14 protein-coding genes, 1 tRNA gene and 1 pseudogene are annotated in these 15,039 nt (G+C 69.3%); 7 read left to right on the forward strand and 9 right to left on the reverse strand.

Features of this window, described 5'->3' with window-relative positions; translation table 11 throughout:
* Nucleotides 1-16 precede the first annotated feature (16 nt).
* A complete protein-coding gene (locus DV20_RS13810; protein ID WP_235190829.1) occupies nucleotides 17-613 on the reverse strand; it encodes a TetR/AcrR family transcriptional regulator in 597 nt (198 codons plus the stop codon).
* An 80-nt stretch (nucleotides 614-693) separates the two neighbouring features.
* On the opposite strand from DV20_RS13810, the gene DV20_RS13815 reads away from it, so the two are divergent.
* Entirely contained in the window at nucleotides 694-1,554 is an 861-nt protein-coding gene (locus DV20_RS13815; protein WP_043780132.1) for an enoyl-CoA hydratase/isomerase family protein, read from the forward strand.
* Nucleotides 1,555-1,903: 349 nt separating this feature from the next.
* Nucleotides 1,904-2,398: pseudogene (locus DV20_RS13820) on the forward strand (tyrosine-type recombinase/integrase); the annotation flags it as partial.
* A 114-nt stretch (nucleotides 2,399-2,512) separates the two neighbouring features.
* Here the strand turns inward: DV20_RS13820 and DV20_RS13825 are convergent.
* Nucleotides 2,513-2,586, reverse strand: a tRNA-Leu gene (locus tag DV20_RS13825).
* Between the two features lie 182 nt (nucleotides 2,587-2,768).
* Here DV20_RS13825 and DV20_RS13830 point away from each other — a divergent pair.
* Together DV20_RS13830 and DV20_RS13835 are read left to right on the forward strand one after the other, a co-directional pair.
* Nucleotides 2,769-3,383 (forward strand): ANTAR domain-containing response regulator, encoded by a 615-nt coding sequence (locus DV20_RS13830; protein WP_013227937.1) that lies wholly within the window; start codon nucleotides 2,769-2,771, stop codon nucleotides 3,381-3,383.
* 33 nt (nucleotides 3,384-3,416) lie between these two features.
* Complete coding sequence (locus tag DV20_RS13835) at nucleotides 3,417-3,944, forward strand: DUF4352 domain-containing protein (protein ID WP_043780134.1); 528 nt, start codon at nucleotides 3,417-3,419, stop codon at nucleotides 3,942-3,944.
* 46 nt (nucleotides 3,945-3,990) lie between these two features.
* On the opposite strand, the gene DV20_RS13840 is transcribed toward DV20_RS13835, so the two are convergent.
* The 5 genes from DV20_RS13840 to DV20_RS13860 all read right to left on the reverse strand — a co-directional run bounded on the left by DV20_RS13840 (nucleotide 3,991) and on the right by DV20_RS13860 (nucleotide 8,847).
* A complete protein-coding gene (locus DV20_RS13840) occupies nucleotides 3,991-4,704 on the reverse strand; it encodes an ABC transporter ATP-binding protein (protein ID WP_043780136.1) in 714 nt (237 codons plus the stop codon).
* Nucleotides 4,694-5,467 (reverse strand): ABC transporter ATP-binding protein, encoded by a 774-nt coding sequence (locus DV20_RS13845; protein ID WP_043780137.1) that lies wholly within the window; start codon nucleotides 5,465-5,467, stop codon nucleotides 4,694-4,696. Before DV20_RS13845 ends, DV20_RS13840 begins: the two co-directional genes overlap by 11 nt.
* Nucleotides 5,464-6,621, reverse strand: coding sequence for a branched-chain amino acid ABC transporter permease (locus DV20_RS13850; RefSeq protein WP_043780139.1), 1,158 nt, complete (start codon nucleotides 6,619-6,621; stop codon nucleotides 5,464-5,466). The genes DV20_RS13845 and DV20_RS13850 overlap by 4 nt, the downstream gene beginning before the upstream one ends.
* A complete protein-coding gene (locus DV20_RS13855; protein ID WP_043780140.1) occupies nucleotides 6,618-7,586 on the reverse strand; it encodes a branched-chain amino acid ABC transporter permease in 969 nt (322 codons plus the stop codon). Before DV20_RS13855 ends, DV20_RS13850 begins: the two co-directional genes overlap by 4 nt.
* A gap of 109 nt (nucleotides 7,587-7,695) precedes the next feature.
* Nucleotides 7,696-8,847: a branched-chain amino acid ABC transporter substrate-binding protein gene (locus tag DV20_RS13860; RefSeq protein ID WP_043780141.1), complete on the reverse strand. Its 1,152-nt coding sequence runs from the start codon at nucleotides 8,845-8,847 to the stop codon at nucleotides 7,696-7,698.
* Nucleotides 8,848-9,398: 551 nt separating this feature from the next.
* Between DV20_RS13860 and DV20_RS13865 the strand changes: the two genes are divergently transcribed.
* Nucleotides 9,399-10,169 carry an alpha/beta hydrolase family protein gene (locus tag DV20_RS13865; protein ID WP_043780142.1) on the forward strand — a complete coding sequence of 257 codons (771 nt, stop codon included), beginning with the start codon at nucleotides 9,399-9,401 and terminating at the stop codon, nucleotides 10,167-10,169.
* Here the strand turns inward: DV20_RS13865 and DV20_RS13870 are convergent.
* Nucleotides 10,135-11,106, reverse strand: coding sequence for a LysR family transcriptional regulator (locus DV20_RS13870; protein WP_043780143.1), 972 nt, complete (start codon nucleotides 11,104-11,106; stop codon nucleotides 10,135-10,137). The genes DV20_RS13865 and DV20_RS13870 overlap by 35 nt on opposite strands.
* Before the next feature lie 5 nt (nucleotides 11,107-11,111).
* On the reverse strand, nucleotides 11,112-11,552 hold the full coding sequence (locus DV20_RS13875) for a hotdog fold thioesterase (protein ID WP_043780144.1): 441 nt from the start codon (nucleotides 11,550-11,552) through the stop codon (nucleotides 11,112-11,114).
* A gap of 62 nt (nucleotides 11,553-11,614) precedes the next feature.
* Here DV20_RS13875 and polA point away from each other — a divergent pair, with 62 nt between their 5' ends.
* Both polA and DV20_RS13885 read left to right on the forward strand, forming a co-directional pair.
* Nucleotides 11,615-14,356, forward strand: a complete 2,742-nt coding sequence (gene polA, locus DV20_RS13880) for a DNA polymerase I (protein ID WP_043780145.1) — start codon at nucleotides 11,615-11,617, stop codon at nucleotides 14,354-14,356.
* An 89-nt stretch (nucleotides 14,357-14,445) separates the two neighbouring features.
* Entirely contained in the window at nucleotides 14,446-14,985 is a 540-nt protein-coding gene (locus DV20_RS13885; RefSeq protein ID WP_051735990.1) for an EF-hand domain-containing protein, read from the forward strand.
* Nucleotides 14,986-15,039 lie beyond the last annotated feature (54 nt).

A 15,039-nucleotide genomic window follows, 5' to 3' on the forward strand; every position in this document is an offset into this window, starting at 1 on the left:
GAACCGCTCGTGGTCGTCACTGACCGGAATGCGGAAGCGAGACGTCCGGCCACGCGAAGATTCCCGCCGTCGCCATCGTCACCCGACGGCGAGCCGTCGTCTCGTCGTCGCCGAACCGGTCGATGCCCCAGGACAGGGCGAGGACCAGTTCGAACACTTCGTTCGCGGTGATCTCGCCGGCCACCTGGCCGGCCGCCTTCGCCGTGTCCAGCAGGACGCCGACCCGCTCGATCAACGGCGCGTTCGCGGAGTGCAGCGGCGAGGTGTCGTCGTCGTGCGCGGTGGCGAGGCATACGGGCAGGTCGTGCCAGATCCGCAGGCCCCAGCTCACCCGGACCAGCCATTCGACGAGCGCCGCTGCCGGCGGCAGCGTGCGGGACAGTTCGTCGGCTTCGGTCAACGCCTGGGCGAAGAAGCCTTCGATGACCTCGGACAGCAGGTCGTCCCGGGTGGGGAAGTTCCGGTAGAGCGTGGCGTTACCGACGCCGGCCCGCAACGCGATCGCGTCGAGTGAGGCGAACACGCCCTCCGCCTCGAAGGTTTCTCGCGCGGCGGCCAGGATCGCGTCGCGGTTGCGCCGGGCGTCGGCGCGCAGAGGGCGTGCTTGGGCCAAGGCCACTCCTCGTTGACAAAGTGGGGATAGTCCCCACATACTCTTTCCGGGGAATCTCCCCACTTAGCGAAGGAGTATAGATGAGCTACGACGACCTGGCCGGTCTGCGGGTGTCGGTGGACAACGGCGTCGCCACCGCGACCCTCGACCACCCGCCGCTGAACCTGATGGACGGCGTCCTGCTGCCCTCCTTGCGCGGCTTTGTCAACAGGGTGCGTCACGACATCGACGTCCGCGTCGTGGTGTTCGACAGCGCCGACCCGGAGTTCTTCAGCGCGCACGGCGACATGGCCTACCTCACCGACCCCGAGGCGTTGCCCGCCGCCACCGCCGCCGCGATCGCCGCCGCGCCGGACGTGCCCGTCCCGGACGGCATGAACATCCTGGAGGCCCTGAGCGACGAGGTGCGCGGCCTGCCCCAGGTCACCATCGGCAAGATCGCCGGCTTCGCCCGGGGCGCCGGCAACGAGTTCCTCATGTCCCTCGACATGCGCTTCGCGGCGATCGGCCGGTCCGGCCAGGCCCAGCCCGAGGCCGTGATGGACATCCTCCCCGGCGGCGGCGGAACGGTTCACATGACCCGGCTGCTCGGCCGGGAACGCGCCCTGGAGTTGCTCCTCGGCGGCGAGCTGATCGGTGCGGAACTGGCCGAACGCTACGGCTTGGTCAACCGCGCGCTTCCCGCCGACGAGATCGACGCCTTCGTCGGCCGGCTGACGCGCCGGATCGCGCGCCTGCGCCCCGAGGTGGTCGCCGCCATCAAGGCCACGGTCGAGACCATCACCCCGAAAGTCCCCCACCAGGCATACGCGGTGGAGAACACCGCCCTGTTCTCCCTGTTCACCGAAGACATGATCGCGTCGGCCCACAAGCAACTCGCCGCGGGCGTGCAGACGCGAGAGGGCGAGCGCGACTTGGAGCGCATCCTCGACAGCCTCTGATCAACGCGCCCGGCCGCCGCGCACGCCGACGGCTCCGGGCGCGGACTCTTCGGAAAGCGGGCCGTCTCCCTCGGTTTCCGGGGAAGTCGTAGCCCGGATCGTCGAGCCATCGGGGCCGTGGCCCCAGCTTCGCGACCCCGTCGCTGATTTTCGTGCCCTGTGCCCACTTCGTGCCGCCGTCGAAAGCCTCATCGAGACTGCTGTCGATGTCTTCCAGCGTCTGGGCGAACTGACAATCGATCACCTTCGACCCGAGGACAGCCCAGTCTGGAAGATCGAAGCCCGGATCTGGAAGTCGAAGACGAGCTACGCGTCGTCTGGTTCGTCGCCGGCGTGCGCTTCCGCTCGGACCGCAAATCGACTTTCCGCGGTGAAGTGGACGACCCCGAAGAGCGTGCGGGCGATCGATAAGCGTGTGGTCATCAACCCGCAGCAGGCGAAGAGTCTGCTGTCCGAAGTGGAGGCGCAGCGGATCGATGGGCAGCCGCGCCGGTCTTCCGGTCCGATGCCGGTCGCGTTGTTCGCCGTCATGTACTACGCGGCTCTCCGGCCACAAGAGGCGGCCATGCTGCGCAAGTCGGATTTGCACCTCCCCGACGTGGGTCGGGGCGAACTGTTGTTGTCGGAGACCGCGCCGATCGCCAGCGCGGCCTGGACGGACAGCGGGGGAGCACCGGGACCGCCGACAGCTCAAACAGCGAGGAAAGGTGAGGTTCGCGCGGTGCCGTGGCCGCCGCCGCTGAGGGCGATCCTGCAGACCACGCTCGGCACGGCGGCCGACGGGCGGCTGTTCCGGAACCTGACCGGGGGAGACCTGGCCGAGTCCACGATCGGCCGCGGCTGGGGGGCGCATGGGGGGTGCAGGACCGTAGACGGCCGGACACCGCCGGACCGAACGAGATCAGCCCCTGACCGAACAACGCCTGGTCAGGGGCTGATTTCTGCTGGTGGGCCACTGTGCCCCCGGTGAGATTCGAACTCACACTGGACGGGTTTTGAATCCGTTGCCTCTGCCAGTTGGGCTACGGGGGCGTGACATCGTGACTCTACGGGATCACCGGACCCCGCTCGCCTTCGGGGGCGCCGGAGGCGTGAGTGTCATGCCCGCCACTACGTGGTGAACGCCATCTCTGCTTCTGGATCGTTCCCGGTAGGCTTCAGGTTCGCGGGAAGCCGCGAAACCACCGCCCCGCCGAGTCTTCAGGAGGACCCCGGTGACCGATCAGGCTACCGAGGCCAACGGTGCCGCCACCGTGCCGCAGCGTCGGGTGCTCGTCGCGGAGGACGAGGCTCTCATCCGGCTTGATCTTGTCGAAATGCTGCGTGAAGAGGGCTATGAAGTGGTCGGGGAGGCCGGGGATGGCGAGCAGGCCATCTCGCTCGCCACCGATCTGAAGCCCGATCTCGTGATCCTCGACGTCAAGATGCCCAAGCTCGACGGGATCGAGGCCGCCGCCAAGATCACTGGGGACCGGATCGCGCCCGTCGTCATCCTCACCGCCTTCAGCCAGCGGGATCTGGTCGAACGCGCGCGGGATGCCGGGACCATGGCCTACCTCGTCAAGCCCTTCGCCAAGCGGGACCTCGTGCCCGCCATCGAGCTCGCCGTCAGCCGGTTCTCCGAGCTGCAGGCCCTCGAGGCCGAGGTCGCCGGGCTCACCGACCGGCTCGAGACGCGGAAGGTCATCGACCGCGCCAAGGGCCTGCTCATGAGCCGGCAGGGCCTCACCGAGCCCGATGCCTTCCGGTGGATCCAGCGCACGGCCATGGACCGGCGGACCACCATGAAGGCCGTGGCCGAGGCCGTCGTCGAGAGCATCGGGAGCTAGCCGGACCGACGGCCGGCAGGCAGAATCACGCAGGTGAAACTCCGCCTGCTGGCCGTCGTCGTCCTTCTCAGCGTGGCAGGCTGCTCGGCCGAACAGCCCAGCTCGCCCGCACCGACGACCTACGAACTGCCGCCGCGGCAGGTCCGGCCCGACGAGACCGCCCTCAAGCTGCCGCCGGCCAAGAACGGTGACACCGAGTTCGCCCTGCTCGGGCTCGCCGCCGGGCTGCCCAGCATCACCGGGAGCCACACCGAGTTCCCCGCCAAGGGGCAGTTCGTGCGGCTGCGGCTCGTCGTCACCAACACCGGCACCTCGAGCGTCCTGTTCGACACCGGGCGCCAGCTGCTCGTCGACGACCAGGGCGTCGCGCACCCGCCGGAACAGCAGGCCATGGTGATCAAGCGCCAGCCGCGCCAGTTCGACCTCGGGCACGGCGTGCGCGTCGAGTTCGACCTCTACTGGGACATCCCCCGGGACCGGAAGCCGGCCGCGCTCCGGGCCTTCGGCGGCCCCACCATCACCGACATGAAGAACGCGACCGGCACCGACATCAAGCTGTGAAAAAGGGGCCCGGCCGAAATCGGCCGGGCCCCCTTGAACAACCAGCTCAGACGCCCAGGTCGCCACCGAGGTAGGCGGCCCGGACCTGCGGGTCGTCCAGCAGGTCGACCCCGCGGGCGCTCTTGACCACCTGACCGGTCTCGAGCACGTACGCGCGGTCCGACAGCTTCAGCGCCTGCTGGGCGTTCTGCTCGACCAGCAGCACCGTGGTCCCGCGCTTGTTGATCTCCCGGATGATGTCGAAGATCTGCGCGATCAGCATCGGCGCCAGGCCCATCGACGGCTCGTCGAGCAGCAGCACCTTCGGCTTCGTCATCAGCGCGCGGCCGATGGCGATCATCTGCTGCTCGCCGCCCGACATCGTGCCGCCGAACTGCGTCCGGCGCTCGTTCAGCCGGGGGAACAGCTCGTAGACCTCGTCGAGGTCGGCGGTGAGGTCGTCCTTGCGGGTGTAGGCACCCATCAGGAGGTTCTCCTGCACCGTCATGCCGGGGAACACGCCCCGGCCTTCCGGCGACTGGCCGATCCCGAGCAGCACGCGCTTGTGCCCCGGGGTCTTGGAGATGTCCTGGCCGTTGAACAGGATCCGGCCGCTGGTCAGCGGACGCAGGCCCGAGATCGTCTTGAGCGTCGTGGTCTTGCCGGCGCCGTTGGCCCCGATCAAGGACACGATCTCGCCCTCGCCGACCTGGATGCTCATGCCCTTGAGGGCCGCGATCTTGCCGTAGTGGACGTTGATGTTGTCGACCTCAAGAAGCATCTTCCGACACCCCCAGGTACGCCTCGATCACCTTCTGGTTGGTCTGCACTTCCTGGGGGAGCCCTTCCGCGATCTTCTGCCCGAAGTCGAGCACGGCCAGCCGGTCGCTGATGTGCATGACCAGGCCCATGTCGTGTTCGATGAGCAGCACGGTCCGGCCGTCGTCCCGGATCTTGCGGATCAGCGCCTGCAGGCCGTTCTTCTCCGCCGGGTTCATGCCCGCCGCGGGCTCGTCGAGCAGCAGCAGCTTCGGATCGGTGGCCAGCGCCCGCGCGATCTCCAGCCGGCGCTGGTCGCCGTAGGAGAGGTTCTTCGCCGTCTCGTGCTCCACCTTGCCGATGCCGACGAAGTCGAGCAGCTCACGCGCCCGCTCGCGGCCGCGCTTCTCCTCCTTGCGGTGCCACGGCAGGCCGAGCACCGCGCCGATCGCGCCGGTCTTGTGGTGCGCGTCCGCGCCCACCATGACGTTCTCGAGCGCCGACATGTTGTGGAACAGCCGGATGTTCTGGAACGTCCGGGCGACGCCGCGCTTGGTGACCTGGAACCGCTTCATCCCGTCGATGCGGTCGCCGTCGAAGCGCACCTGGCCCTCGGTCGGCTGGTAGACGCCGGTGACCACGTTGAACACCGTGGTCTTGCCGGCGCCGTTCGGGCCGATCAGGGCGAAGATCTCGCCTTCGTTGATGGAGATGTTCACTTCGCGCAGGGCGGTGACACCGCCGAAGCGCATCGTGATGTTGTCGAATTCGAGCAAGGGACTCACTTGGCCACCTCCGCCGCGGCTTCGGTGCCCGGTCCGGCCACTTCGCCACCGAGCGAGCCCATGCCGCCGGTGCCTTCCCGTAGCTCGGCTTTTCGTTGTCGTGACGGCAGGATGCCTTCGGGCCGCAGCGCCATCATCAGCACCAGGACCGCGCCGAACAGCAGGATCCGGAACTCCGCCGGGTCCTTGTCGCCGAGCAGGTGCTTCAGCCACTCGACGGACCGGAGGCGCTCGGGGATCCACGCCACCAGGAAGGCGCCGAGGATGACGCCCGGCAGGTTGCCCGCGCCGCCCAGCACGACCGCGGCGAGGATCGTCGCGGACAGGATGAACGGGAAGTTGTCCGGGGCGATGAACACGGCCTTGCTGGCGTAGATGCCGCCCGCGAAGCCACCGATCATCGCGCCGATCGCGAAGGCGAGCAGCTTGAACTTGAACGTCGGCACGCCCATCAGCTCGGCGGCGTCCTCGTCCTCGCGGATCGCGGCCCACGCGCGCCCGACGCGGCTCTTCTGCAGCCGCACCGAGAACACGATCACCAGCACGATCGCGACCAGGATCAGGTAGTAGTACGGCGCCGGGTCGAGCAGGAACTCCATGCCGAAGATCGGCGACGGGTGCGGGATGTTGGTGATACCGCGGGCACCGCCGATGCCGTTCGTGTTGTTCGCCGTGATGCGGACGATCTCACCGAAGCCGAGCGTCACGATGGCGAGGTAGTCACCGCGCAGCCGCAGCGTCGGGGCGCCGAGGATGACGCCCGAGACCGCGGCCAGCACGATGCCGACGAGCATCGTCGGCCAGACGTTCCAGCCGAACTTCGTCCCGAAGATCGCCACCGTGTAGGCGCCGATCGCGAAGAACGCCACGAACCCGAGGTCGAGCATGCCGGCCAGGCCGACCACGATGTTGAGGCCGATCGCGAGCAGGATGTAGGTCCCGATCGGGAAGATCAGGACGCTCGTCCAGTCCGAGGCCGGCGACATGAACGAGCCGATCCAGGGAGCCGGGAGGATCAGCGCGAACACGATCAGGGCGATGTAGACGAGGTAGCGCTGCCACATCGGCGCGTGCTGCCACCAGTCCCGCGCGCCGTTGACCGGCTGGAACGAGCGGCGAGTGTTTTCCTGGGTAGTCACACCGTCGCCTTTCATGCGCGAGCTCGCTGGAGGGATTCACCGAGGATGCCGGTGGGACGGAACATGAGCACGAGCACGAGCACGACGAACGCCGTGACGTCCTTCCACTCGGAACCGAGGAAGATCGCGCTCCAGTTCTCGACCAGGCCGAGCACGATGCCGCCGAGGAGCGCGCCGCGCAGGTTGCCGATACCGCCGAGCACGGCCGCGGTGAACGCCTTGATGCCGAGCACGAAACCGACGCGGTAGCCGGTGTTTTCCAGTTCCATCAGGTAGAGCGCGGAGGCCACACCGGCCATCGCGCCGCCCAGCAGGAAGGTGATCCGCACGATGCGGTCGATCGAGACGCCCATCAGCACGGCGGCCTCGGGGTCCTGGGCGGTCGCCCGGATGCCGCGGCCGATGCGGGTGCGGCGCACCAGCTGGTCCAGCACCACCATGACGATGACCGCGCCGATGATGACCAGGACCTGGTCGGTGCGGACGACGGCGTTGCCGACCGGGAACAGCGTGTCGCGGTCGACGAACCGCGGCGCGTTCTGCGGGACACGGCCCGACTTGTCGAAGACGTTGGGGATGATCACCAGCGCGAAGAGCTCCTGCAGGAAGATCGACGCGCCGATCGCGGAGATGAGGGCCGCGAGCTTCGACGAGCCGCGCTTGCGCAGCGGCCGGTAGGCGACCTGCTCCAGCACGACCGCGGAACCGCCGGACAGGACCGCGGAGGCGAGCATGAGGGCGAGCAGGAGCAGGATCATCGCGCCCAGGCCCACCACGATGTTGCCGGAGGTGGCGATGCTGGCCAGGATGAACAGGGACGTCATCGTCCCGATCATGAAGATTTCGGAGTGGGCGAAGTTGATCAGCCGCAGGACGCCGTAGACCATTGTGTAGCCGAGGGCGACGAGGGCGTAGATGGAGCCGAGAACCAGTCCGCCGATGGTGCTGCCGAGGAACTGGTCTTGCAGGGTCTGCAACATGACGTGAGCGCCTTACGAGACAGGGCGAGGACCAGGGATACGGGCCGGGAGCGGAGGTGCTGTGGTCACCACAGCGCCCCCGCTCCCGTCAAGTGCGATTCCTGTTTCGTCAGCCGGTGATCTTGGCTTCGGTGGAGGCACCGAGGTTCTTGATCGCGCCGCTGACCACCTGGTAGACGTAGATCGCGTTCGTCTCCGGCTCACCGTTGGCCTTGAACTTGATCTGCTTCGAGACGCCCTTGAAGTCCGCGGTCTTCAGGAAGTTGTTGATCGTCTCGCCGGTGGTGTTGCCCGCCTTGACCGCGTTGATGATGGCGGTCGCGGCGTCGTAGCCCTCGGTCGCGTAGATCGCCGGGTCGACGTTGAACTTCTGCTTGTACTTGGTGGAGAACTCGCTCGGGGTGCTCGCGTCGGGGATGTTGCACGGGCAGCCGATGACCGCGCCTTCGGCGGCCGCGGCACCCGCACCCGAGACCAGCTGCGGGTCGAGCGAACCGTCGCCGGTGGCGAAGACGGCCTTCACGCCGCCGTCACGGAGCTGCTTGAGCAGCGGGCCGCCCTGCGCGTAGTAGCCACCGAAGGTGATGATGTCCGGGTTGGCCGCCTTGACCTTCTGCACGGTCGAGGAGTAGTCCGGCGCGTCCTTCGGGAACTTGTCGCGCTGCACGGTGACGCCGGCTCCCTTGAGGGTCTTCTCGAAGGCGTCCGCGAGGCCGACGCTGTACTCCTGGTCGTCCGAGAGGACGAACGCGGTCTTCGGCGACTTGGCCTTGATCAGGAATTCGGCGATCTTGGGACCCTGGTCGTCGTCGTTCGCCACGACGCGGTGCCAGTAGGCCCAGTTGTTCTTCGCCAGGCCCGGGTTCGTCGCCGAGGGCGAGACGCTCGGGATCTTGTTCTGCTCGAGCTGACCGCCGATGGCCTTCGACTCGCCGGAGAAGGCCGGGCCGATCAGCGCGGTGATCTTGTCCGAGCCGATCGCCGTGGTGATCAGCGAGGTCGCCTGGTCGGGCTTGCCCTGGCTGTCGTAGGGCTTCAGCTCGATCTTGGTCTTCGGGTTCGTGGCGTTGTACTCGTCGATCGCGAGCTGGGCGCCGTTGCGGGGCGGGATCACGATCCCGGAGTTCTCCCCGGTCAGGTCGCCCATGAACCCGATCTTCAGCGTGCTGCCGTCACCACTGCTCGACGAGCCGCCACCGGCGCAGCCCGCCAGCGCGAGCGACGTCGCCGCTGCGAGGGCGAGAACCCGTCCAAAACGCACTCCTGACACCGACTACCTCCCATGACCAACCAGCCGCCGGTAGGCGTTGCCCCCGACACAGGGGCTAGGTTAGGGCAGGAAGATATCCCTCTCGCCCGGCTTGTGCACAGGCGGCCTCACTACTCTGTGTCCACATCGTGACGATCGCAACCGACACGAATTGCACGAAAAGCCGAACGATGTTTCCCTGTGACCCGCTGCTGGTCACGCAGCGATGTCAAGTATCGGCGCTCGTTCGGCGAATGGGTGACAGCTGTGTTTCAGCGGTATGTCATCGCCCATTTCGGCGAGCGGTCCGTGGCCGGTTTCCCGGGAATCCGCTGTTCACCCTGGCGGGGCTCCGCCGGGGCCGGCACCGCCGTAGGGATGCACCTTACGTCCGGTTCGGGCGGCCGATCGGACCCACCCCCCGCGACAGGTCTGCCCGAACGGCCGCGCGTCCGGAACCGCCCGTCACAACCAACGGTTGTCGTGGCCGCCGGAACGGCTGTTGGACCCGCGCCCCTCCCCGGCGGTTCGCTGGAAGCAGCCGAGAGACAGGGAGAAAGAAGATGCGGGAGACGGTCGAGGGCGTCGCGGCGGGGGTGCCGTTCGTGGCGGTGCCGCCGGCGAACCCGGACGCGCCGGCGGCCCTGGTGGCCGGCTGGCACCTGATGGACGAGCCGGCCGGTGAACGCGCCATGGCGGACGCCGTCCCGATGGCGGCCCTGCAGGCGTGGCGCGTGTACTTCGGGCTTCCGCTCTCCGGGGCGCGGCTGCCCGAGGGCGGCCGTGACGAGGTCTTCCGGCGCGCGAGCGAAGACGCCGTCCTGAACGTCTTCGAGCCGGTGACCGAGCAGGCGGCGGGCGAATTCCCGGCCGCGCTGGCCGAGCTGCGCGACCGGCTGCCCGGCGCGACCGGGCCGCTCGGCGTGTTCGGCGGCTCGGCCGGGGCGATCGTGGCCTTGGAGGTGCTGGCGCGCGGCGAAGCCGCGATCACGGCCGCGGCCGTGGCCAGCCCGGTCGTCCAGCTCGCACCGGTGATCGCCGCCAACGAACGGCGCTTCGGCGTGACCTACTCGTGGACCGAGCGGTCCCGCGCGGTCGCGGCGCGTTACGACTACGTGGACCGCGCGGCCGAGCTGACCACGCCGCTGCTGCTGGTCACCGGCGCGGACGACGACGTCGCCGTGCGCGAGCCCGCGGCGGCGCTGCACGCGAAACTGGGGGCCGAGCTGGTGGCGGTCGACGGGATGGCCCACGAGTTCCCGCCGGGGACGCCGGCCGCGGCCGGCGTCGACGCCGCGTTCACCGAGTGGTTCGCGCGGCGGCTGCGAGGCTGACGTCGCCGGCCGGCAGCCAGGCGTGCTCCGGGTCGTAGGCGCACCAGTCCTCTTCCCGGCTGGTGCGCCCGGCGACGGCCAGCAGCCGCCGCAGCGCCGGGTGCGCCTTGCCCCGCCGCCAGACCAGGGACCACGGGAACAGCGGCGACGGCTCGAACGGCAGCACCCTGAGGTTGAGATCGGGGGCCAGTTCCATGTCCGCGCCGGCCAGGGTGACCCGCCGCTTGCCGTACCGCGTCTGCTCCAGCGTGTGCCGCAGGTCGTAGCTGACGCCCGAGTCGTCGATCGGCACGCCGAACTCCGCGCACAGCTCGTGCAGGTAGGACAGCCATTCGGCGGGTCCGCCGAGCCCGGGCAGCCAGATCCCGTCGGCGCGCAGCTCGTCGAGGCGGATGACGTCCTGCACGGCCAGGGGGTGCTCCGGCGCGAGCAGGGCGACCAGCGGTTCGAGCCGGACCGGCCGGTGTTCCAGCTCGTCGGGCAGCGGGCGCCCGCAGCCGGACACCCGGCCGAAGGCGGCGTCGAGCTCTCCGGACAGCAGCGGGTCGATCGCGTTCGCGAACCCGCGGCCGGCGACCCGGTCGACGCGCAGCCCCGGCTCGTGCGCGGCCAGCCGGCGGAGCAGGAACATGGGGGAGAGCCGGTGGTCGACGAGGTCGAGGCGCAGCGGCCGGTCGTCGGCCCCCATCGCGGCGACCGCGGCGTCGGCCACCCGGACCAGCTCGCGCGCGTGTGGGAGGAACCGTTCGCCGTCGGCAGTCAGCTCGACCGAGCGGGGCGTGCGCAGGAACAACGGCGTCGCGAGGGTGTCTTCGAGCTTGCGGATCCGCTTCGACAGCGCCTGCTGGGTGAGGAACAGCGTCTGCGCGGCCCGCCCGAAGTGCCGCTGCTCCGCCGTCACCACGAAGGCCCGGACCTGGGCGACGTCGAGGTCCACCGGGCTCAGGCGCCCGGCGGGCGGTCCCGGACCACGCAGGTGAGCCGGGCGGTGCAGGTGCGGTGGCCCTCGTCGTCGGTCAGCACGATCTCCGCGGTGATCGTGCCGCGGCCGACGTGCAGCGGGGTCGCCACGCCGGTCACCTTGCCCGAGCGCACGGCCCGGTGGTGCGTGCAGGACAGCTCCAGCCCCATCGCGGCCCGGCCGGGGCCGGCGTTGAGCGCGGCGACCGTCGAGCCCAGCGCCTCGGCGAGCACGGCGTTCGCGCCGCCGTGCAGCAGCCCGTACGGCTGGAGGTTGCCTTCGACCGGGATCGTGCCGATGACGCGTTCGGCGGTCGCTTCGATCAGCTGCATCCCGATCTTGTCGTTCAGCTGCTGGTCCGCGGCCGCCGGGTCGATCCCGGACAACCGGTCCACGTCGATGGGGACGGCACCGTCGGTCACGCAACGCTCCTCTTCCTATGCGACACGTAAGAGTGTCGGACCCTCAGCCTAGACTCGGCCCCGTGAGCCCGAGTGAGAAGACGACCGTTGCCAACGCCACAGGAACCACCGCCACCGCCGAGCGGCCGAAGCTGCTGCTGATCGACGGTCATTCCATGGCCTACCGCGCGTTCTTCGCCCTGCCCGCGGAGAACTTCAAGACGAAGACCGGCCAGGTCACGAACGCGGTCTTCGGCTTCACCTCGATGCTCATCAACCTGCTTCGCGACGAAGCGCCGACCCACCTGGCGGTGGCGTTCGACCTCTCGCGCAAGACGTTCCGCTCGGAGACCTACGCCGACTACAAGGCCAACCGCAGCACGACGCCGGACGAGTTCCGCGGCCAGGTGGACCTGGTCAAGGAGGTCCTCGAGGTGCTCGGCATCCCGTCGCTGGTGAAGGAGAACTTCGAGGCCGACGACATCATCGCCACGCTCACGACGCAGGCGACGGCGGACGGCTTCGACGTCCTCATCTGTACCGGCGACCGCGACGCGCTGCAGCTGGTCACCGAGCAGGTCACCGTCCTGTACCCGAAGCGCGGCGTCTCGGAGATGACCCGGTTCACGCCGGACGCGGTCGAGGAGAAGTACGGGCTCACCCCGCGGCAGTACCCGGACTTCGCCGCGCTGCGTGGCGACCCGTCGGACAACCTGCCGAGCATCCCGGGTGTCGGTGAGAAGACCGCGGCCAAGTGGATCAGGCAGTTCGGCTCGCTCGACGACCTGATCGACCGCGTGGACGAGGTCAAGGGCAAGGTCGGCGACGCGCTGCGGGCGCACCTGTCCTCGGTCCAGCTCAACCGCCAGCTGACCGAGCTGATCCGGGACGTCGAGCTGGAGGTCGCGCCGTCCGGGCTGGAGCTGCGCCCGTGGGATCGCGAGGCCGTGCACGCGCTGTTCGACGAGCTGGAGTTCCGCGTCCTGCGCGACAGGCTGTTCGCGACGTTGCAGAGCGCCGAGCCGGAGGCCGACGAAGGCTTCGAGGTCTCGGGGGCCGCGCTCGCCCCGGGCGCCCTGGGTGCGTGGCTGACCGCGCACGCGGGCGCGGGCGAGCCGGTGGCCCTGTCCTTCCGCGCCGTGGGCACGTCGGTCCGGTCCGACCTGCGCGCAATCGCTTTCGCGACGGCCGGCGGCGAAGGCGCGTACGTCGACGTCACGGCGATGGACCAGGCCGACGACGCGGCGCTGGCGGCGTGGCTCGCCGACCCGGCGATCCGCAAGACCGGCCACGACCTCAAGGTCCCCCTGCACGCGATCCGCGCCCGCGGCTGGGTCCTCGCCGGGCTCGCCATGGACACCGCGCTGGCCGCCTACCTGGTGCGGCCCGGGCAGCGGACGTTCGAGCTGGACGACCTCGCGCTCCGCTACCTGCACCGCGAGCTGCGGTCGGAGACCGACGGCGGCGACGGGCAGCTGTCGCTGCTCGACGGCGGCGCGGAAGGCCTGGAGCAGAAGGAGATCCAGGACGAGCTGGTCAAGGCCCGGGCGATCTTCGAGCTGGCCGGCGCGCTCGAGAAGGAGCTCGAGCAGATCGGCGGCGCGAAGCTGCTCGCCGAGCTGGAGCTGCCGCTGCTGGAAGTGATCACCGAGGTGGAGATCGCCGGCGTCGCCGTCGACCTCGAGCAGCTGACTTCGCTGGAAGCGCACTACCTTTCGCGCGTCACGCAGGCCGCCGAAGAGGCGTACGCGGTGATCGGCAAGCAGATCAACCTCGGCTCGCCGAAGCAGCTGCAGGTCGTGCTGTTCGACGAGCTCGGCATGCCGAAGACCAAGCGCACCAAGACCGGCTACACCACCGACGCCGAGGCGCTGCAGGGCCTGTTCGAGAAGACCGAGCACCCGTTCCTGCAGCACATGCTGGAGCACCGGGACGCGACGAAGCTGCGCACGACGGTCGAGGGCCTGATCAAGTCCGTCGCCGACGACGGGCGCATCCACACCACGCTGCTGCAGACGATCGCCGCCACCGGCCGGCTGTCCTCGACCGAGCCGAACCTGCAGAACATCCCGGTCCGCACCGAGGAAGGCCGCCGCATCCGCGACGCCTTCATCGTCGGCGAAGGCTTCACCGAGCTGATGACCGCCGACTACAGCCAGATCGAAATGCGGATCATGGCGCACCTCTCGCAGGACGAAGGCCTCATCGAGGCGTTCAACAGCGGCGAGGACCTGCACACGTTCGTCGCGTCACGCGCGTTCTCCATGCCGCCGGAGGAGATCACGCCGGAGCTGCGCTACCGCGTCAAGGCGATGTCGTACGGGCTCGCGTACGGGCTGTCGGCGTACGGGCTTTCGCAGCAGCTGCGGATTTCCACCGAAGAAGCCAAGGAACAGATGGAGGCGTACTTCGCCCGCTTCGGCGGCATCAGCGACTACCTCCACTCGGTCGTCGGCGAAGCGGCCAAGTGCGGGTACACGGAGACGATCTTCGGCCGCCGCCGCTACCTGCCGGACCTCAACAGCGACAACCGCCAGCGCCGCGAGATGGCCGAGCGGATGGCGCTCAACGCCCCGATCCAGGGCAGTGCGGCCGACATCATCAAGGTCGCGATGCTCAACGTCCACCGCGCGCTGGTCGAAGCGAAGCTGAAGAGCCGGATCCTGCTGCAGGTCCACGACGAACTGGTGCTCGAGGTCGCGGACGGGGAGAAGGAGCGGCTGGAGAAGCTGGTGCGCGAGGGCATGGGCTCGGCGTACGCCCTGGCGGTGCCGCTGGAGGTCTCGATCGGCTACGGCCGGTCGTGGAACGAAGCCGCGCACTGAGCTTGCTCACATGGCGTCACGACCCGGATCACCGGGTCGTGACGCGGAAGTACTCGAGCGGACGTCGTCGCGGGCCATGCGCCGCGGCGATGCTGGGCGCCATGGCCAGTGACTTCCAGCGGCGCAAGATCTCCGGCGTCTTCGGCGCCATGGACGCCGACGGCGACGGATTCCTGACGGAGGCCGACTTCCGGGCGCTCACCGCGAGGTGGCTCGACGTCCGCGGCACCGACGCGACCACCCCGGCCGGGCAGCAGCTCGCCGCCGTCATGATGGGCTGGTGGGGCACCCTCGACGCCGCCGCGGGCGGCGGTGGCCAGGTCAGCCTCGACCAGGTGCTCCAGGTCGTCGACGCGCTGCCGGCGATGCCGGACGCCGTCACCGGCACGGCCGAGGCGATGTTCGAGGCCGTCGACGAAAACGGCGACGGCGCCATCTCCGCCCCCGAGTACGGCCGCCTCATCGCGGCGTGGAACGGCGTCGGCACGCCGTCCGAAGACGTCTTCGCCCTCCTCGACTCCGACGGCGATGGCCGCCTGTCCCGCGAAGAGTTCGCCCGGCACTGGCTCGAGTTCTGGGCGGGCGACGACCCGGCCGCGCCGGGCAGCCGCGTGTTCGGGCGCTTCTGAATGCGCGTTGTGCCGAACGGATGACTCCGTTCGGGTGAGCCATTACCGCTGGGT

This window comes from Amycolatopsis rifamycinica, assembly GCF_000695625.1.
GTDB classification, from domain to species: domain Bacteria; phylum Actinomycetota; class Actinomycetes; order Mycobacteriales; family Pseudonocardiaceae; genus Amycolatopsis; species Amycolatopsis rifamycinica.

Coding starts and splice junctions, on each gene's coding strand:
- DV20_RS13815 (WP_043780132.1), top strand. CDS start 694: ATGAGCTACGACGACCTGGCCGGTCTGCGGGTGTCGGTGGACAACGGC.
- DV20_RS13840 (WP_043780136.1), bottom strand. CDS start 4,704: ATGCTTCTTGAGGTCGACAACATCAACGTCCACTACGGCAAGATCGCG.
- DV20_RS13850 (WP_043780139.1), bottom strand. CDS start 6,621: ATGAAAGGCGACGGTGTGACTACCCAGGAAAACACTCGCCGCTCGTTC.
- DV20_RS13855 (WP_043780140.1), bottom strand. CDS start 7,586: ATGTTGCAGACCCTGCAAGACCAGTTCCTCGGCAGCACCATCGGCGGA.
- DV20_RS13865 (WP_043780142.1), top strand. CDS start 9,399: ATGCGGGAGACGGTCGAGGGCGTCGCGGCGGGGGTGCCGTTCGTGGCG.
- DV20_RS13885 (WP_051735990.1), top strand. CDS start 14,446: ATGCTGGGCGCCATGGCCAGTGACTTCCAGCGGCGCAAGATCTCCGGC.